Here is an 18,410-nt window from a genome sequence, read left to right as displayed (position 1 = left end):
ACTTCCCTTCGGATTCCGTCGTCTCGGGCGGGGCCGACGGGGCGTCGCTCGTGGTTCAGATCTCGCCCACGGCTGCCATTGACGCATCGTCTGACCTGGGCCGATGATGAACGCGATGATCCGACAAGACTGCTTGGAACCTGGCCGCACGACCGCTCGCACCCGCGCCCTTGCGAGCCTCGTCGACAAAAGATGTTGACGCTCAAACTTCACCCGCGATACTGTCGGGTAACACCCCGTAGTAACTTACGTCACACGCTGATGCCCGCCGAACCTTCGGTGGTCAAGGAGGATCAATGAAGTTCCGCAATCCCAGCCTCATCCGCAGGCTCGTCTCATCCCATGCCGGTCGCATCGCCATGGTCGCAATTCCCACGGGTGTCGTCTCAGCCATGCTCATGGGCGGGGTGGCCCAGGGCGCGGTGCCGGTCTCGTTCGCCATCTCCGGCACTCAGTTCAAGATCGCCTCGTCGCAGCTCGAGGGGACCGGCTTCTCCCAGTACAGCGGAGTCGCCAAGGACGCCGAGGGCGGCAAGCACGCCATCGTCACCGCGAATATCAAGGATGCGACCCTGGAGAACCTCTGCCAGTCTGCCGTCCAGGAGACTCCTCTGGGCAAGGTGGGCATCCTCATCAAGGCCGGCGGAAAGGGCACCCCCGCCTCGGCGAAGGATCTGCAGATCGGCATGACCGGCCTCAAGGGCGATGCGGAATTCAAGAACATCCGCATCGGCGTGGATGCCTCCGACGTCAATACGAAGGCCAAGGGAAGCAAGGGCGACTTCGCCCAGGATTCCGACACCATCTCGATCAAGGACCTCAAGCAGGATTCCTGGTCGACCACGGCCTCGGTCTTCACCCTCAAGGACATGTCGCTGAAGCTCACCGACGGATCTGAGCAGTGCGACTGATGAGGGACTCAGCAGCCAACGGGCAGCCGACCGATGAACGGGGGGCCGCCGAACAGGAGGACACCGTGCAGAAGACGAGCCTGCTTGCGCTGTCCCGGCGGAGTCGACGCGCCAACGAACAGAGCGACCACACCGAATCCGGCGTCGAGACGGCAGAATTCGCCGTCCCGGCGCCGGAGACGGGGGGTGCTGACAACAGCGAGGGAGCCGAGATGACCGAAGGCGCCGAGAAGAAGCGCCAGGGGTTCAAGCACTGGCGTCGACAGCGGCCCTTCATCGGAGGCGTGCTTGCCGTCATCGGCGGAATCGAGCTCTTCTTCTCCGGTCAGCTGGACCTCGGCAATATGCAGATCCAGTTCGGCATCGAGGGCCTGCAGGCGACGGTGGTTCCGATCGCCATCGTCGTCCTCGCTCTGCTGTCGATCTTCCGTCCCACGCATCATGTGTTCTACGGGATCATCGCTCTCGTCCTCGCAGTCTATTCACTCATCGGAGTGAACCTCGGCGGGTTCATCATCGGCATGCTGCTGTCCACCATCGGCGCGATCCTCATCGTCGCATGGATGGGACCGCGCGGGCCGAAGGAGTCCGAAGCCGCTGAGGGGGAGACTGCATGAGGGCACCCAGCCGCCGCACGGCCTCAATCCTCGCGGCAGCTGTCCTGATCCTCCCGACGACTCTCGGGGCGGGTTCGGTTGCAGCCGCCCACTCGTCACCGCTGTGCTCACTCGTGGGCACCTGCGATGACGAGGATTCCGCAAAGGCCAAGGACTCCGCACCTGCGGGGAGCCTGTCGCCCGGAATGCCGGTGAAGCCCAGTGATCCACCGACGTCAGACCCCTCGCTGCCCGCACCGGGCCCCACGGATGAACCGAGCGAGGAACCGACGGAGGAACCGTCCGACGAACCTACGGATCCGGGTGGTCTGGGACTCGATGAGCCCAGCGACGACCCGACCGAGGACGAGGATCAAGACTCGGAGGAAGAGGGCAACGGTGAGTTCCCGTCCGATGCACAGATGGATGAGAACGCACCGGTCTTCACGAAGACTCCGGCCGCAATGGGTTCGGAAGGACTCTCGTTCAAGGGTCTGAAGGGCATTTCGTTCGTCTCGGTGCCCACCGCTGACGGCGGGTCCATCGTGACTCTGAAGCTGCAGGCCGAAGAGATCTCGATCGAAGGCTTCTCGCTGACGGTGAAGCCGCCGGACGAGGAGTATGGACTGGTGACGACGGCCGACACGATGACGCTGAAGGGCGATGTCACCGTGTACATCGGCTCGATCACCGCCACGACGAAGGACGGAAAGTCGCTCACCCTGGGACCGGAGACGCCGCCGCCCATGGACGACGTCGAACCCGGATTGCTGCGAGTGACGATGGGGCTCGTCGGCTCGACCGCCGATGGGATCTACTACACCAACACCGATCAGAAGCTCAAGAAGGCCGAAGACTGACCCACCATCGCCGAGGTGGTTCCTCCTTCACCGTGAGGAGGAACCACCCGACGGGCCAGGCTCAGACCAGAAAGGCCAGGTACGAAGGCCGCGGACTCAGTCCGCGGCCTTCGTGCTTTGCTGTCTGCATTCCGGCTTGCTTTCCCGGCCTGCCCGACGCCGGCCCTGCAGGAATTCCACGAAGGCACGAGCCAATCGCCTCCCATTGTCGACGAGAGCGGAATCGTCCACCTCGACCTCGGCGATGATCGAGTCCTCGGTCTTGCCGGCCGGCAGGGCCAGGTCGTTGCCGTCCAGCCAGCGCGCGATCTGCGCGGCATCGGTTTCCGGGTGGAACTGGGTGCCCCACGCGAATTCGCCGAGGCGGAAGGCCTGGACCGGGGCGTCGGAACCGGTGATCAGGAGTTCAGCTCCGGGCGGCAGCGCCATCTCCTCCTGATGGAAGAGCACGGAGGGCAGCGACTCCCCTTCAGTCTCCCCAGCACTGGTTGACCCACCACCGGCCAGCGCCCCGAACACCGGGTCGGATGCCCCCGCCGAGGTGACACCCAGTTTGTAGATCCCGATCTGCGGGTGCGCCCGCCGCCTGATCGGAGCATCACCTGCGACGGCAAGCATCTCCCCGCCGAGGCAGATGTTGAGGCTAGGGAACTCTCCCGCGATCGACCGGCGAAGCAGATCCCTGACCTCGGGGAACCAGGGATTCTCATCGTCCTCGGTGGGCCCTGCGGATCCGCCGAGGACGATGAGGGCGTCGAACGAACGGAGCTCCGGGATCACCTCGCCGAGGTACGGACGGGCCACGACCACCTCGGCGCCGGCTTCGATCAGCCATTCACCGAACCTCTGCGGTCCAGTGCCACGTTCGTGTTCGATGGCAAGGATTCTCACGGAAGTCATGGCCCCATCTTCTCACCCTCCGTGCGCCTCTATTCGGCGGTGACGTAAGCCGAGGAGATGCCGCCGTCGACAGTGAAGGTCGAGGCGTTGACGAAGGAGGAGTCGTCGCTGGCGAGGAAGGCCACGGCGGCAGCGATCTCCTCAGGTTCGGCGAAGCGCCCACCGGGGCAGTGGACGAGTCGCCGCTGCGCCTGCACGGGGTCCGAGGCGAAGAGCTCACGCAGCAACGGGGTGTTCACCGGTCCCGGGCACAGTGCGTTGACGCGGATGCCATCCTTCGCGAACTGGACGCCGAGCTCACGGCTCATCGACAGGACTCCGCCTTTCGACGCCGAGTAGGAGATCTGCGAAGTCGCCGCTCCCATGAGCGCGACGAACGACGCCGTATTGATGACCGACCCCGATCCCTGCTTGACCATGTGCTCGAGGGCGTACTTGCTGCAGAGATAGACGGAGGTGAGGTTGACCGTCTGCACCCTCGCCCAAGCCTCGATGTCGGTGGTGAGGATCGAATTGTCGTCGGTCGGGTTGATGCCTGCGTTGTTGAAGGCGACGTCGACGCGTCCGAAGTGCTCGACAGAGCGGGCGAACAGGTTCTTCACCTCCTCCTCATCGGCTACGTTGACTCGCACGAAGAGTCCGCCGAGCTCGTCGGCGACCTCGGGTCCACGCACTTCGTCGAGGTCGCCGATGACGACCTTCGCGCCTTCTTCGGTCAGACGGCGGGCACTGGCGAGTCCGATGCCCGAGGCACCGCCGGTGATGACGCAGATCTTGTCCTTGAGTCGGTTTGCCGCAGTGGTCATGATTCTCCTGATGATCGTGGTGATGAGGTGGCAGGTGGATGGGTCAGCGCGCTGGCCGGGTCGCGAAGAAGACGTTCTTGACCTCGGTGAATGCGGACACGGCGTCGGGGCCGAGTTCGCGGCCGAGTCCGGACTGCTTGAATCCGCCGAACGGGGTTGAGTAGCGGACCGAGGAGTGCGAGTTCACCGACAGGTTGCCGGCCTCGACTCCGCGGGAGACCCGCATTGCCCGGTCGAGATCGTTCGTCCAGATTGAGCCGGAGAGTCCGTATTCGGTGTCGTTGGCGATGCGCAGGGCATCCGCTTCGGTATCGAAGGGGACGACGGAGAGAACGGGGCCGAAGATCTCCTCGCGGAAGTCGGCCGTCGCTGTGTCGGGCGGGGTGAGCACTGTCGGCGGAAACCAGAAGCCCGGGCCTTCGGGGGCAGAGCCGGTGAAGGCCACCTCGGCGGCAGCCACATAGCCGGCGACCTTCTCCCGGTGAGCTGCAGTGACCAGCGGACCCATGTCCGTGTCCTCGCGGCTCGGATCCGCACAGGCGAAGGACCCGACGGAGGATTCGAGTGCGGCCATGAAGTCGTCGTAGATCCCGCGCTGGACGAGCAGCCGGGACCGGGAGCAGCAGTCCTGGCCGGAGTTGTCGAAGACGCCTCCGGGGGCGGCGGCCGCGGCGGCCACGACATCGGCGTCGTCGAAGACGATGTTCGCGTTCTTCCCGCCGAGTTCGAGAGTGAGGTTCTTCACCTGCGCTGCACAGCCGGCCATGATCCGCTTGCCCACCTCGGTGGATCCGGTGAAGACGACCTTGCGTACGGCCGGGTGGGTGACGAAGCGCTCCCCGACGACGGATCCCTTGCCGGGGATGATCTGCAGAACACCCTCGGGCAAGCCCGCTTCGAGGGCGAGCTCGCCGATGCGGATCGCGGTCAGCGGCGTGATCTCGGCGGGTTTGAGGACCACGGTGTTCCCGGCTGCCAGGGCAGGGGCGAAGCCCCATCCGGCGATCGGCATCGGGAAGTTCCAGGGGACGATGACACCGACAACGCCGAGCGGTTCGGCGAAGGTGATGTTCACTCCCCCGTCGACGGGGATCTGCCGACCGAAGAGCCTCTCCGGCACCGCCGCGTAGTATTCGAGGACGTCGCGGACGTTGCCGGCTTCCCATCGGGCGTTCCCGATCGTATGTCCGGCGTTGGCGACCTCGAGCCGGGCGAGCTCTTCGTTGGCCGCGTCGACCTTGTCGGCGAAGCGCCGCAGGAGCCGGGCGCGATCGGCGGGGGCGACGGCGCGCCAGGATTCGAAGGCCCGCGCCGCCTTCTCGATCGCCCGGTCCGTCTGTTCGAGATCGGCGAGTTCGACGTCGGCGATCGGTTCTTCCGTCGCCGGGTTGATGACCGTGTAGGTGCTCACTTCGGTGCTCTCCTTGTTCCTCTGTCTGTCGCGTGTCGTCGTGCCGCTTGAACGAGGGCACGGACGACTCGGTCGTCATCGGGGTCGTGTTCGGGATGCCATTGGACGGCGAAGAGCCATCCCCCGTCAGCCGGGTCTCCTGTCTGATCCACGGCCGGGTCCGGTTCGATGGTCTCGACGAGTCCCTCTGGACTGCGGCCGGTCGCACGCAGACCGGCGCCGAGGCGGTCGATCCCCTGATGGTGATAGCAGGGTGCAGTGGTCGCCTCGCCGAGGATCTCCCTGGCCCGTGACCCTGCTTCCGTGGTCACCGTGACCTCGCCGTAGACGCCGGGGGCCGGCTGATAGTCGGAATGTCCGAGCGACTCCGGCAGATGCTGGATCAAGGTGCCTCCGGCGGCGACGTTGATGACCTGCATCCCGCGGCAGATGCCGAGCACAGGCAGGCGGCGTCGCCGCGCGGCCGCCAGGAGCATCATCTCGCTCGAGTCGCGGAACGGGTGGGACACGGTCGTTTCGTGCGGATCCTGACCGTATTCGGACGATCCGACGTCGGCTCCTCCGGCCAACAGCAGGCCGTCGACACGGTCGAGGACCGCAGGAGCCTGTCCGTGGGGCGGCAGCAGCACGGGGATCGCCCCGGAAGCGGCGACCATGCGCACATAGTCGCCCGGGATGAGAGCCGCCTCGGTGTCCCAGACTCCCCACTGGGCCTGCTGCATGTAGCAGCTGATGCCGATGACGGGGTCAGAGTCGTTCGAACCCACGGAGCCTCTCCCAGTCGGTGACAGTCGCGTTGTAGGCCTCCAGTTCGATGTCGGCCGCGTGGACGTAGTGGCGGACGACGTAGTCGCCGAACGCGTCCTCGGCGATCTGCGATCCGTCCAACCGGTCGCGGGCACCCTGGAGGGTGGTGGGCAGTCGGGAGGCACCGGCGGTGTAGGCGTTGCCTTCCGTGATCGCGGGCAGTTCGAGGCCTTTCTCGATCCCGTGGAGACCCGCCGCGATGAGAGCCGCAGTGGCGAGGTACGGGTTGAGATCGGCCCCGCCGACTCGGCATTCCACGCGCAGGGAGGGCCCCGAGCCGACGACGCGGAAGGCGCAGGTGCGGTTGTCGAAGCCCCAGGCGACCGCGGTCGGTGCGAACGAACCTTCGACGAAGCGTTTGTACGAGTTGATGTTCGGGGCGAAGAAGTACGTGAAGTCCTCGATGCAGGCGAGCTGACCGGCGATGAACTGTTCCATGAGGGTCGAGAACCCATGCTCGCGGTCTCCGGCCATGACCATATCGCCCTCAGCCGAGCGGAAGCTCAGGTGGATATGGCACGAGGAACCCTCCTTCTGGTCGTATTTGGCCATGAAAGTGATCGATTTCCCGTGCTGGGCGGCGATCTCCTTCGCCCCGTTCTTGTATACCGCGTGGTCGTCGCACGCCTTGAGGGCGGGCTGGTAGCGGAACGTGATCTCGTGTTGGCCGAAGTTGCATTCGCCCTTGGCCCCTTCGACGAAGAGCCCGGCCCCAGCCATCGAATTGCGGATGTCGCGCAGCAGAGGTTCGACTCGGGCGGTGCCGAGGAGGGAGTAGTCGACGTTGTACTGGTTCGAGGGCGTAACTTCGGTGTACTTCGAGGCGAAGGCTTCTTCGTAGCTCGAGTCGAAGGTGATGAACTCGAGTTCGGTGCCGACATGCGCGCTCAGCCCATGGTCGGCAAGGCGGGCGAGCTGGCGCTTGAGGATCTGACGTGGGGAGGGCGCCACCTCGGCGCCGGTGGTCGTCAGGAGGTCGCAGTTGACCATCGCGCTGCCCGGCTGCCAGGGCAGGAGGCGCAGGGTCGCAAGGTCGGGCTTCATCACCATGTCGCCGTATCCGGTCTCCCAGGAGGAGACCTCGTAGCCGTCGACGGTATCCATGTCGACGTCGACGGCGAGCAGGTAGTTGCAGCATTCGGAGCCGTGGTCCATGACGTCTTCGAGGAAGAACTGGACGCCGAGCCTCTTGCCCTGAAGGCGACCCATGTGATCGGTGATGGCAACGACCACGGTGTCGATCGTGCCCTCGGCGGCGAGTCGGCGGAGTTCGTCGACGGTGAGCGGTTCGGCCTGGATCGACCCTCTGGAGGTCCTCTGCTCCGAGGTGGGCGAGGTGGGTACCGGAATCTCGGTCATGCGGCGTTCCTTTGCTGTGCGGGGTGGTTGAAGGTGGGTCGTGCGGGCTACTTGAGGCCCTTCTCGGCGGCCTCGATCTGTGCGAACTCCTCTTCCGGTGCGCTCGCGACGAGGTGGTGGCGGGAGTAGAACCAGAAGTAGGCGAGCGCGATGAGGAAGACTCCGGCGGCGATGCCGGCGGCGAGGATGTCGACGAAGAAGGTGGCGATGACGGCCACCGATGCGAGTACGAGGGCGATGGAGGTGGTGACGATGCCGCCGGGAGTGCGGTAGCCGCGGGGCAGATCGGGTTCCTTGACGCGCAGGCGGATGTGGGAGAGGTTGAGCAGGACGTAGGAGACCGTGGCACCGAAGACCGCGACGTTGAGGAGGACTCCGCCGTTGCCGTCGACGGCGATCGCGAGGATGAAGCCGATGGTGCCGGGGACGATGAGGGCGAGGACCGGGGTCTTGCGTTTGCCCGTCAGGGACAGCCACTTGGGCAGGTAGCCGGCGCGCGAGAGGGCGAAGAGCTGACGAGAGTAGGCGAAGATGATCGAGAAGAAGCTCGCGATGAGTCCCGCCAGGCCGGCCCAGTTGACGAAGGTCGCAAGGACGGAGTTCTCGCCGTAGATCGTGCGCAGGGCTTCGGGCAGCGGATTGTCCGATTCCCCCATCGCCGAGGCGCCTGCGAGTCCGGGGACGAGGAGGAGCATGAGGGCGCCGAAGACGACGAGCACGGCCATTGCCGTGATGATGCCGCGCGGCATGTCCTTCTTCGGGTTCGCCGATTCCTCGGCGGCCAGCGGGACGCCCTCGACGGCGAGGAAGAACCAGATTCCGAAGACGAGCGAGGCGAGCAGGCCGGAGATGCCCATCGGCATGAAGGCCGATGACCCGAGGGCGCCGGTGGGTTCGATGTCGAAGAGATTGCTCGCATCGAAGTGGCCGACCGCGGCGACCACGAAGACGATGAGGGCGATGACGGCGACGGCAGTGATGACGAACATCAGTCGCAGGGCCTCGCCGACTCCCCATAGGTGGATTCCGATGAAGACCGCGTAGGCGACGAGATAGATCGTCCAGGTCGGTACCGATTCCGGCAGAATGCCGAGCGCCTGGACGTAGCCGGCGATGAAGGTCGAGATCGCTGCCGGAGCCATCGTGTACTCGATGAGGATCGCCATGCCTGTGGCGAATCCGCCCAGTGGGCCGAGCGCTCGGCGGGCGAAGCCGTAGCCGGCGCCGGCAGTCGGCAGAGTGGAGGAGAGTTCGGCGAGGCCGAATACCATGCACACGTACATGAGTCCCATGAGGAGGAAGGCGATGAGCAGGCCGCCCCAGCCGCCTTCGGCCAACCCGAGGTTCCAGCCGGAGAAGTCTCCGGAGATGACGTAGGCGACGCCGAGGCCCGCGAGGAGGATCCAGCCGGCCGCGCCCTTCTTCAGCTGTCGCTTTTCGAGGTAGTGCTCATCGACATTGCCGTATTCGATGTTCTTGCTCATGGCTGCCCCTCGGGGTTCTTGTGAGTATCGATCTCGTCGTGGTCGAACTGTCATCCAATGGATCGTTACCAGACCATTAGACTGAGACGAATGTAATCTGACTCACAGATGACTGTCAAGGATTTTCCGCGAGAGTGGAAGAATCAACGAAGATGAGTTGAGCTGCGAGACCAGGAGAGGAGGCAGACGTGGACGGAGCAGAAGAGCCGGGCAGCCCCGGGAATGCGGTCAGCCCACCCCGCCCGGGAGGCCAGCATGCGCGCGGCGGAAATGTCTTCGAACATACGATTGCGGAGCTGCTGCGGGCGATTCGTCTCGGCAAGTACCTCGTCGGCGACAAACTGCCGGCCGAGCGCGAACTCGCCGCCCAGATCCGGGTCTCGCGGGCGACCCTGAGGCAGGCGCTCATCGAGCTTCAGACTGCGGGCATCGTCACGTCCCGTCGCGGTCGCTACGGCGGCACCTATGTGACCCGACTGCCGTCCGCCGACACCGATGAGCGGATCGACCCCGGCGAGCTCGATGATGCCGTCCGGTTTCGCTTGGTTCTCGAGACAGCCGCGGCCCGCATCGTCGCCGAGCGAGACCTCTCTCCGAACGAGGTCGCTGCCCTGACCGCAGCGGAGACGGATTGTCGTACGGTGTTCGCCTCCGCCGAACAGTTCCGCGTGCTCGATGCCAGATTCCACCTCATGATCGCCGAACTCACGCACATGCCGTCACTCATCTACGCCTCAGCGAGCACTCGCGATCGGGTCAACGCCCTGCTCGACCGGATCCCCTTCATCCATACGAACGTCGAGCACTCCTGCGATCAGCACCGAGAGATCGTCGACGCCATACTCGCCTCTGACCCTGATCGTGCCGCCGATCTAGCCGCACAGCATGCGGAAGGCACCGAGAAGCTGCTGCGCGGATTCCTCGAACAGAGGTGAGACCAGCGGCGAATGCTCTTGAACCTGACACCGTGTCAGGTGGTGGACTGTCGATGACGACGAGGAGAGCACATGAGGATCGGTGAATTCGCGCAGCTGGGGCAGGTATCGGTGCGCATGCTCCGCCACTATGAGTCGATGGGTCTGTTGGCTCCGGATTCGGTCGAACCGTTCTCCGGACACCGCAGCTACACGGTGGCGCAGCTGCCGCGGCTCAACAGAATCATGGCGCTCAACGCCCTGGGGATCTCGCTGCGGAAGATCGCCGAACTGATTGACGCCGACCTCAGCACAACCGAGCTGACCGGCATGCTCAATCTGCGTCGTCATCAACTGCGAGCCGAGCAGTCGGCTGCAGCCGCGAAGCTGGCCGAAGTCGAATTTCGGCTGGCACTCATCGAAGGGACTGCTATGAACCATCCGGACTGCATCATCAAAGAACTGCCTGCAGAGAGGGTACTCGGACAGACGGTCGTTCTCGGCGAGCCGCCGTTCGACACTTCTGAGATCGGACCGCTGTTCGGCAGTGTTGCCGACCGTCTCGCGGAAGCGGGGATCCGACACGCAGCCGGCGTCGGCATCTACTCCTACGCCGGACACGGGACCGAGGTCACCTGCGGGTATCGCACGGAAACAGCTCAGGATCTTGCGGATCTGCAGGTCACAGAGCTGGAGGCGTGCACTGCGGCAACTCTCATCCACGAGGGGTCGATGAGCCGCATCGGCGCCAGCTGGCAGCACCTTTCCAAGTGGTGCATCAGTCAGGGGTATTCCCTGACCGGCCCGTGCCGCGAGGTCTATCTCGACACCGATGACGACACCGCAGACAACTCCGACCAAGCTGGGTGGATCGTCGAGCTCCAGCAGCCGATCATCGCGTGACGGCGACGCCCGAGGGGGCAGGGTTCCATTCCCTCATTCAAGGCGAACCGCGTCTGTCGGTTCGTGTACAGATCGACAGACGCGGTTCGCCTTGAACGACGCTGCGGAACCGCCTCGGCGACGGTGTCCTGGTCAGCGCGACGGCGAAGTCGCCTCCGCGCCTTCGGTCACAGCCTTATCGGCTACAGCCTTGCCGACCACGACCTTCTTGCGCAGGGCGAGGAAGAACAGGACGAGGCTGACGGACAGGGCGATGTGGCCGAGGCCGGCGATTCCGGCGATCATGGCGTTCGACTCTTCGCCGAGGACGGTGAGCGAGCCGTGCCAGACCATCACCCCCGCAGTGAGGATCACGCCGACGTTGTAGAGCCAGAAGAACCACGAGAACAGCTTCGTGCCGGAGAGTCCGAACACCTTGTCGAGGGCGAGGACGATGAGCAGGACGATGAAGCCGAGTGTGAGCAGGTGGGTGTGGACGAGGCCGAGCTGCGTGAACTCGCCGGAGGGGAAGTCGTTGGCCTTGGTGAACTCGCGGTAGAACAGTCCCGAGAGGACGCCGATGATCATGTACGTGAACGCTGCATTGAATATCTTCTTCATGCTTCCACTTCATCAGCACGCGGGCGCGGTTTCCTGACCCACAGGATTGAACTGCATCCCCAACTTTCGATTGATGTTCCATCACACAGGGTCCTGAGGCCGCGAAAATCGGTTCCGGAGCTCGTGATCCCGCTAGCCTGGAGGCATGGCCATGGAGAACTTGCTCGCGAAGATCGACCGCCTCGCCGGCGGCAGGAAAGCCGGAATCGTCGTGCCCTCGGACGGCCTCGCGCACCCGAGGACCAAACGCGCCTTCGCGTGGATCACCTGGCTGCTCGTGTTCGAACTCGTGCTCGGCTTCGGAGCCGTGGTCTACGCGGTGCTCATCGCCAAGGCCGGCGAACCGGTGCCGTTCGCCGTGTGGATGCGCACGATCGTCGTCCTCGGCATGACCGTGACCCTCTTCTACTTCTTCTGGCGCGCAACGAAGGGCTTCTACTGGGGATACCAGCGCCTGCGCCTGTTCACGCAGATCTTCCCCGTCATCACCCTCGTCATGGCCGCGATCCCCGGCCTCTACCCGGTCTGGATGATCACCGAGCAGATCGTGTTCAGCCTGGTCATGATCGGCGTCGGCGACTTCCTCACCGGCGACCACCTGCGCGAGGTGTTCCGCAAACCCGAGGACTGAGCGGGCGGCATCCTCCTCGTGCCCGGGCCCGTACCGGAGGCCCATCGGATGAGGCCCCTGACCACGACCACCGAGGCGGCACCCGCCCACCACGTCATCCGACCTCAGCCGGAACTCACCCTGCAACGAGGCGGCGCGCCTCCTCCTGATGCGCAGCGATGAGCGCTTCTTTGTCGAGCGCGTGTCCGCTCGCGCCGATGGCGTGGCCGTCGACGACCCGCCACTGACCGCCGACCATCACGCGATCGGCCTTCTCTGCACCGCAGAGGACGAGTGCGGGGATCGGGTCGTGCGATCCGGAGAAAGCGAGGCCGTCGAGGCGGAACATTGCGAGGTCGGCCTGCTTGCCCACCTCGATGGTGCCGAGATCGTCGCGTCCGAGTGCCGCCGCCGATCCCTTCGTCGCCCAGTCGAGGACGCGGCCGCAGGTGACCGCCTCGGCGCCGTAGCGCAGACGTTGGATGTAGAGCGCCTGCCGGACCTCGCGGATGAGGTTCGAGGCGTCATTCGACGCGGATCCGTCGACACCGAGTCCGACGTTGACTCCGGCGTCCTCGAGTTCGACGGCGCGGGCGATTCCCGAGGCCAGCCGCATGTTCGAAGTCGGGCAGTGGGCGACGGAGACCCCGGCGGCGCCGAGGCGGCCGATCTCCGAATCGTCGAAGTGCACACCGTGCGCCAACCAGGTCCGCTCCCCCAGCCAGCCGACGGATTCGAGGTAGTCGACGGTGCGCAGGCCGAAGGTCTCGCGGCAGAAGTCCTCTTCGTCGATGGTCTCGGCCAGGTGGGTATGGAGGCGGACATCGAGTTCCGCAGCGAGTGCGGCGGATTCGCGCATGAGCTCGGTGGTCACGGAGAACGGGGAGCACGGGGCGAAGCCGATCTGGATCTGAGCGCCGGGCCCACGTTGGTGGTAGGTCTCGACGAGACGGCGGGAATCGTCGAGGATGACCTCCGAGTCCTGGACGGTCTGCTGAGGGGGCAGTCCGCCGTCGTCCTCGCCCAGTGACATCGACCCGCGAGTCAGCATGGCACGCATGCCGAGTCTCCGGACGACGTCGACCTGGATGTCGATGGCCTCGTCCATGCCGGTGGGGAACAGGTAGTGGTGGTCGGCGGCGGTCGTGCATCCGGATTCGAGGAGTTCGGCCATCGCCACGGTCGTGGCGAGTTCGAGCGCGCGCGGGGTCAGCCTGGCCCAGACCGGATAGAGGTTCTGCAGCCATCCGAACAGCGGCAGGTCGGCGACGGGCGCCCATGCACGGGTCAGCGTCTGGTAGAAGTGATGATGGGTATTGATCAGCCCGGGAGTGATGACATGCGCTGAGGCGTCGATGACTTCGAGGGCAGCCGTGTCACCGGCGGTTCCGCCGGCCCCGGATGAAGTGGGTTCGCCACCGGCGGGAACGAGTTCCACGATAGTTCCCGTGGCGGGGTCGATGACGATTCCCCGCGCCGCCCGGTTCGGATCGACACCGACACCGAGGTGGACGGCCAGCGGATCGCGCAGCCACAGTCGCGCGGTCGATGTGTTCCCGGAAGCCGGGGAGTTCCCCGGCAGCGGGGAGTTCCTCGATGCGCGGTCTCCCGTATTGAATGAGCTTCCTGGTGCCGAGAAGCTTCCTGCTGACGGTGTGCCGGTTCCATTGCTGTCGGTCATCGTGTCGCCTTTCCCTCTTGAACCGTGCGCGTCGAGCGCGCACTATTGGTCAGTGGCGACAGAACTGGGGCTGACGCCACCAGCTCAGGTTTTCCGGAGTCTGCTGCTCCGCCGGTCGGTATCCCATCCGGGATCCCCGACTGTACCCACCTATCGGCGAGACGGTACGATGATCCAAAACCATCGAACTGAGCGAACGTTCAGTAGATCGTCGGGGGATGAGTACACGACTGCCGTGAACTCTAGCATGTGCCGCGGGTCACTAAAATGGCTTGCGGCGAAAATGGTATTCCTTTAGAGTTTTGCGATAAGGAAATTTCCTTTCGCATAACGGAATTATGCAACCGATCCCTCGGTCGATCTGATGCCCGCTCGGACGCTACACCGGCCACTGAGGTCGGTCAGTCACAGTGAGGTCTTCGCCCGAGGACGCACTCAATGGAGAGATAGATGTCGGTATCCCATCAGTCACCCAGCAACGACCGCAAGTCCGCGGCCGCGAGCAAGTCGGCCCGTCCGGAGGACGAACGGCTTCCTGTCGGCAGTTCCTTCGCCTACGGTCTGCAGCACGTGCTCACCATGTACGGCGGAATCATCGCCGTTCCCCTCATCATCGGCAATGCCGCCGGTCTCGACGGCAACGGCATCAGCCTCCTCATCGCCTCCTGTCTGTTCATGGGCGGTCTGGCCACGATCCTGCAGTCGGTCGGAGTGCCGTTCTTCGGCTCGCAGCTGCCGCTGGTCCAGGGAGTCTCGTTCGCCGGCGTCGCGACGATGACGTCCATTCTGGCCGGCGGCGACGGCCTGCCTGCGGTCTTCGGGTCGGTGCTGGTCGCCTCGGTGATCGGCCTGATCGTCGCCCCGGCCTTCGCACTCATCGTGAAGTTCTTCCCTCCGGTGGTCACCGGCACGGTCATCACCACGATCGGTCTGTCACTCATGCCCGTGGCCGCAGGTTGGGCCATGGGCGGGGATGCCGAGGCCGCCGACTACGGCAGCATGCGCAATATCCTCATCGCCGTGGTCACCTTGGCCATCGTGCTCATCCTCAGCAGGATTCCCGTTGCGGTGATCTCCCGCCTGTCGATTCTGCTGGCCATCGTCATCGGCACCATCGGCTGCCTCATCTTCGGCTGGGCCGATTTCTCCCATGTGCTCGATCGCGGGATCTTCGCGTTCCCCGAGCCGTTCGCCTTCGGTATGCCGACATTCTCGGCCGCGGCGATCATCTCGATGTTCATCGTCATCATCGTCACCTTCGCCGAGACTACGGCGGACATCATCGCCGTCGGAGAGATCGTCGATACGAAGGTCGATTCCAAGCGCATCGCATCGGGCCTGCGCGCTGACATGCTGTCGTCGGCGGTCTCGCCGATCTTCAACTCCTTCACCCAGTCGGCATTTGCGCAGAACGTCGGCCTGGTGGCGATCACCGGCGTGAAGTCGCGCTTCGTCGTCACGGCCGGTGGTGCGATCCTCGTCGTTCTCGGTCTGCTGCCCGTGATGGGCGGGGTCGTTGCGGCGGTCCCGACTCCGGTTCTCGGCGGCGCGGGCATCGTGCTCTTCGGCACGGTCGCCGCGTCGGGCATCCGCACGCTGTCGAAGGTCGAGTACGAGGGCAACCTCAATATGATCATCGTGGCGGTCTCGCTGGCCTTCGGCATCATCCCGGTCGTCGAGCCCGACTTCTACAATGCCTTCCCGGATTGGGTCGGCATCATCCTCCATTCGGGCATCTCCTCGGCCACTCTCATGGCCGTGCTGCTCAACCTCGTCTTCAACCACATCGGAGTGAAGACGAAGGACCGTTCTGATCGGTCGGTCTTCGTGGCCGGCACCGGACGAGTCATCCGCAAGGAAGAGCTGCAGCGACTCATCGACAACGAAGCCATCCTCTATGAAGGCGATACCGTCAAGGACGGCAAGATCGTCGATTGCAACGGAGAAGAGGTTCCGGTCGTCACCGAGGAGCAGCACGAGAAGGTCGTCGACGCCGCCCAGAAGGGTGAGGTTCGCACCCAGGAAGACGTCCGCCGCCTCATCGCCGAGGACGGTAACTGAGGCCAGATACGCCAACTGGACCCGGATACACCGAACGGGCCCCGGCCGCCGTCTGCGAAGGCGCGCGTCCGGGGCCTCGTGCGATTTCGGGCTGCAGTCAGATCGGGCTGGTCGTCAGAACGGGCGGGCCGTCAGAAAGGGTCCGCCGTCAGAACGGACCCGCCGTCAGAACGGGGGAGGATCTCCGGAGTCCCAATAGTCGTTCCACGGGGGCTCCCGGCCGACGCTCAAGACGGGCTTGGCGCCAGCGGTCGGGGCACACTTGTCCCCTCGTTCCCTGGAGCCTGGTTCGGAGTCCCTTGGCTCGGAGGCTACTGGTTCGGAGCCCCCTGTTGCGGTGTGGCCCTCTGGTTCAGGAGGGCGAAATGCATCCGTATTGTCGAGTCGTCCGGCTGGGCCCAGATTTCCGACGTCGCGAAGCTGCTCCGCGTCGACGGGATTCTGCCGGTCGAGCAGATTCGGCAGTTGGTCATAGTTCTCCACCTGTCGAGCGTGCTCGGCGTTGATTGGGTTGTCCGGTGGATACAGTGTTGCGACGACTCCGCGGGTGAAGGAGTACTCCACTGCCCCGTCCTCGGTCATTCGGACCGCGAGCCTGCGGTCGGTCTTGGCCTGGTGGTCGGGTTTGCACAGCGGGTGGAGGTTTTCGAACGTCGTCTGACCGCCTCGGGCCGGATCGGCATGGTCGAACGGAATGATGTGATCGACTTCCGAGGTCTCCGCTCGTCGGGTGCAGCCTGGAGCGGTGCAGGACTGCCATCTGCCGACCAAGGGCGCGCGCACGTCTGCCGGGATGTAGTAACTGCGCGAGCGGGCATCGATCGGTGTCCCGGTGGCGGGATCGGTGAGGATCCGGTGCCAAGTGGGGCTCTCGCCTGCGAGCGCACGTGCCGCGTCGGGCGGCACCGGGGTGCCGTCGGAGAACGTCCCCGGGAGCTCCGACTTTCCCACCGCGGTGAGGTAGGGAACCGTCACCATCATCTTCGCCTGCTCTCGCACCCACTGCCCGTGGGTGGGCATGACGAGCTTGATGGTGGTCGTCACCTCGACGCCGGTGTTGGCGGTCGCTTCCGCTTCGCTCTGCGCCTCCTGCACGGCACGATCGACCGCGGCTGCCGTGATCGGAGCCGTGGAGTCGGATTCGTCGGCGACCGAGGAGTCCGAGCCGTCGGCGGCTTCGAGAGCGATCTCGTTCGTGGTGGTCTCACCGGTTGTGGTGTCGTGCGTCGTCACGGCGATGCTCATCTGCGGGGTCGCTCGAGTGGCGATGTCGAACATGAGGGCGGCGATGCTGTCCTGGTCGGCGACCTCGAGGCCGGCGGTGCTCTCTTCGGAGAGCGCCGAGATGTTGCCGTTGCGGATCGCTCGGGCGAATGCTTCGATGCGCAGGTAGAAGGCGTTGAGTTCCACGGCGGGTCCGGACAAGGTCACCGAGGCGGTGCCGTCGGGGTAATTCATGATGTCGACCCGGCGACGCTTCTCGGCCAGTTCGGTCCGGTCGTCGACCGGGACGAGTGCCGCGATCTTGAGGTTGAGCGACTTCTTGAAGGTCTCCATAGTGATATCGGCACGGCGGTCGCCCAGGTAGGCATCGAGACGGGGCAGATATTCGAAGGCGACGTCTTTGATGGCACGGGTCGCTGCAAGTACGTGTTCGATCGTGAATTCACCGGCGAGGCAGCGCTGCAGGAACTTCGGCAGTCCGAACGCCAGTGTCACGGCGTTCGTGATCTCGTTGTAGGCACCGTTGCTCGTCGAGCCGAGGACCGTGGTCAGCTCGGCGATCTCTTCGCGCGTGGCAAGGTCGTGGACCCAGCTGTTGAAGGATTTGTGCAGTCCGAACTTGGGGAAATTCGGAAGCGGGGCTGCCGGCGGAGCCAGTGGCTGCTCGACGATGCTCTCCCCGGTTTCGCTGTCGTCGACGGCAGTGCCGGTGGAGGAATCAGCGTCATCAGACCCGTCGAGAGCGCGGTCTTCGAGAACGAAGCCGGTGGATGTCCACGGGTCCACGAAGTCGTCCTTTTCAGGCCGCAGTCCGTCACGTGCCGTGATGAAGCGGCCGGCCGTTTCGGTGAACGTTGCGTGATAGTAGATCTTGTCGCCCTCGGCGTAACGGAGCTTCTCAATGACATCGGTCAGAAACAGGCCCGCGATGGCCTGGAATTCGGCGAGGCGAACTCCCGTGCTCAAATGAGCCAGACTGACGACCACGGCCATCGGCGAATCGGGTTCGACGTCGAGACGACGGGGTGAGTCGGGGCCGATCAGAGGAACCTGAGGTGATGAAGAGAGGTCTGCCGATGTCGCGGGTGAACCGGAGACTGATTCATTCGAGGCACGCTCGAGACCGTTGTTGCCCGGATCCTGAGGATCCTTCATCGATCTCGCCGCCTTTCACGTCGATGTGAATGCCTTGACTCTATTTTACTCCCAAGGAGAAGAAATGAAGGTCACAATTCGATTACGAAAAGAATCTCTGCGAATTTGGGTGCTGTTTGATGTATTTT

Annotated in this window: 16 protein-coding genes; 7 read left to right on the top strand and 9 right to left on the bottom strand. The window is 64.6% G+C overall.

All coding sequences use genetic code 11. The features are described 5' to 3' along the window. Nucleotides 1–296 precede the first annotated feature (296 nt). From AC239G_RS00460 to AC239G_RS00450, 3 genes are read left to right on the top strand one after another with little or no spacing between them, the layout of a single operon-like run. Nucleotides 297–911 (top strand): DUF6230 family protein, encoded by a 615-nt coding sequence (locus AC239G_RS00460; protein WP_487489555.1) that lies wholly within the window; start codon nucleotides 297–299, stop codon nucleotides 909–911. Beyond that, nucleotides 911–1,528 (top strand): DUF6114 domain-containing protein, encoded by a 618-nt coding sequence (locus tag AC239G_RS00455; protein ID WP_487489554.1) that lies wholly within the window; start codon nucleotides 911–913, stop codon nucleotides 1,526–1,528. Before AC239G_RS00460 ends, AC239G_RS00455 begins: the two co-directional genes overlap by 1 nt. Continuing rightward, the gene (locus AC239G_RS00450; protein WP_139467687.1) at nucleotides 1,525–2,367 is read left to right on the top strand and encodes a hypothetical protein; all 843 of its coding nucleotides are present in this window, start codon (nucleotides 1,525–1,527) and stop codon (nucleotides 2,365–2,367) included. The genes AC239G_RS00455 and AC239G_RS00450 overlap by 4 nt, the downstream gene beginning before the upstream one ends. A 96-nt stretch (nucleotides 2,368–2,463) precedes the next feature. Here AC239G_RS00450 and AC239G_RS00445 read toward each other — a convergent pair whose 3' ends face one another. Genes AC239G_RS00445 through eat form a run of 6 tightly spaced genes read right to left on the bottom strand, consistent with a single transcriptional unit; the run spans nucleotide 2,464 to nucleotide 9,134 of the window. Continuing rightward, entirely contained in the window at nucleotides 2,464–3,267 is an 804-nt protein-coding gene (locus AC239G_RS00445; protein ID WP_482401099.1) for a type 1 glutamine amidotransferase, read from the bottom strand. A gap of 29 nt (nucleotides 3,268–3,296) precedes the next feature. After that, nucleotides 3,297–4,073: a 3-oxoacyl-ACP reductase gene (locus tag AC239G_RS00440; RefSeq protein WP_139467685.1), complete on the bottom strand. Its 777-nt coding sequence runs from the start codon at nucleotides 4,071–4,073 to the stop codon at nucleotides 3,297–3,299. Nucleotides 4,074–4,116: 43 nt separating this feature from the next. Continuing rightward, the gene (locus AC239G_RS00435) at nucleotides 4,117–5,484 is read right to left on the bottom strand and encodes an aldehyde dehydrogenase family protein (protein WP_259358081.1); all 1,368 of its coding nucleotides are present in this window, start codon (nucleotides 5,482–5,484) and stop codon (nucleotides 4,117–4,119) included. Further along, complete coding sequence (locus AC239G_RS00430) at nucleotides 5,481–6,251, bottom strand: gamma-glutamyl-gamma-aminobutyrate hydrolase family protein (RefSeq protein WP_172173032.1); 771 nt, start codon at nucleotides 6,249–6,251, stop codon at nucleotides 5,481–5,483. The genes AC239G_RS00435 and AC239G_RS00430 overlap by 4 nt, the downstream gene beginning before the upstream one ends. Then, a complete protein-coding gene (locus tag AC239G_RS00425) occupies nucleotides 6,232–7,650 on the bottom strand; it encodes a glutamine synthetase family protein (RefSeq protein WP_172173034.1) in 1,419 nt (472 codons plus the stop codon). The genes AC239G_RS00430 and AC239G_RS00425 overlap by 20 nt, the downstream gene beginning before the upstream one ends. A 47-nt stretch (nucleotides 7,651–7,697) precedes the next feature. Then, nucleotides 7,698–9,134 (bottom strand): ethanolamine permease, encoded by a 1,437-nt coding sequence (gene eat / locus AC239G_RS00420; RefSeq protein ID WP_139467681.1) that lies wholly within the window; start codon nucleotides 9,132–9,134, stop codon nucleotides 7,698–7,700. Nucleotides 9,135–9,322: 188 nt separating this feature from the next. On the opposite strand from eat, the gene AC239G_RS00415 reads away from it, so the two are divergent. Further along, on the top strand, nucleotides 9,323–10,069 hold the full coding sequence (locus AC239G_RS00415; protein ID WP_487489553.1) for a FadR/GntR family transcriptional regulator: 747 nt from the start codon (nucleotides 9,323–9,325) through the stop codon (nucleotides 10,067–10,069). Nucleotides 10,070–10,141: 72 nt separating this feature from the next. Further along, on the top strand, nucleotides 10,142–10,951 hold the full coding sequence (locus AC239G_RS00410) for a MerR family transcriptional regulator (protein WP_482401098.1): 810 nt from the start codon (nucleotides 10,142–10,144) through the stop codon (nucleotides 10,949–10,951). 132 nt (nucleotides 10,952–11,083) lie between these two features. Here the strand turns inward: AC239G_RS00410 and AC239G_RS00405 are convergent, their stop codons facing one another. Further along, complete coding sequence (locus tag AC239G_RS00405; protein ID WP_376905147.1) at nucleotides 11,084–11,551, bottom strand: DUF2871 domain-containing protein; 468 nt, start codon at nucleotides 11,549–11,551, stop codon at nucleotides 11,084–11,086. 145 nt (nucleotides 11,552–11,696) lie between these two features. On the opposite strand from AC239G_RS00405, the gene AC239G_RS00400 reads away from it, so the two are divergent. Next, the gene (locus AC239G_RS00400; RefSeq protein ID WP_487489552.1) at nucleotides 11,697–12,182 is read left to right on the top strand and encodes a hypothetical protein; all 486 of its coding nucleotides are present in this window, start codon (nucleotides 11,697–11,699) and stop codon (nucleotides 12,180–12,182) included. 115 nt (nucleotides 12,183–12,297) lie between these two features. Here the strand turns inward: AC239G_RS00400 and AC239G_RS00395 are convergent, their stop codons facing one another. Then, nucleotides 12,298–13,842, bottom strand: coding sequence for an 8-oxoguanine deaminase (locus tag AC239G_RS00395; RefSeq protein ID WP_482401095.1), 1,545 nt, complete (start codon nucleotides 13,840–13,842; stop codon nucleotides 12,298–12,300). Between the two features lie 450 nt (nucleotides 13,843–14,292). On the opposite strand from AC239G_RS00395, the gene AC239G_RS00390 reads away from it, so the two are divergent. Further along, nucleotides 14,293–15,903 carry a nucleobase:cation symporter-2 family protein gene (locus tag AC239G_RS00390; protein WP_482401094.1) on the top strand — a complete coding sequence of 537 codons (1,611 nt, stop codon included), beginning with the start codon at nucleotides 14,293–14,295 and terminating at the stop codon, nucleotides 15,901–15,903. Between the two features lie 165 nt (nucleotides 15,904–16,068). Here the strand turns inward: AC239G_RS00390 and AC239G_RS00385 are convergent, their stop codons facing one another. After that, on the bottom strand, nucleotides 16,069–18,282 hold the full coding sequence (locus AC239G_RS00385) for an HNH endonuclease signature motif containing protein (RefSeq protein WP_487489551.1): 2,214 nt from the start codon (nucleotides 18,280–18,282) through the stop codon (nucleotides 16,069–16,071). Nucleotides 18,283–18,410 lie beyond the last annotated feature (128 nt).

It is taken from the genome of Brevibacterium sp. Lmc1, from assembly GCF_057654315.1.
This window is presented reverse-complemented; position numbering and strand designations above follow the sequence as displayed.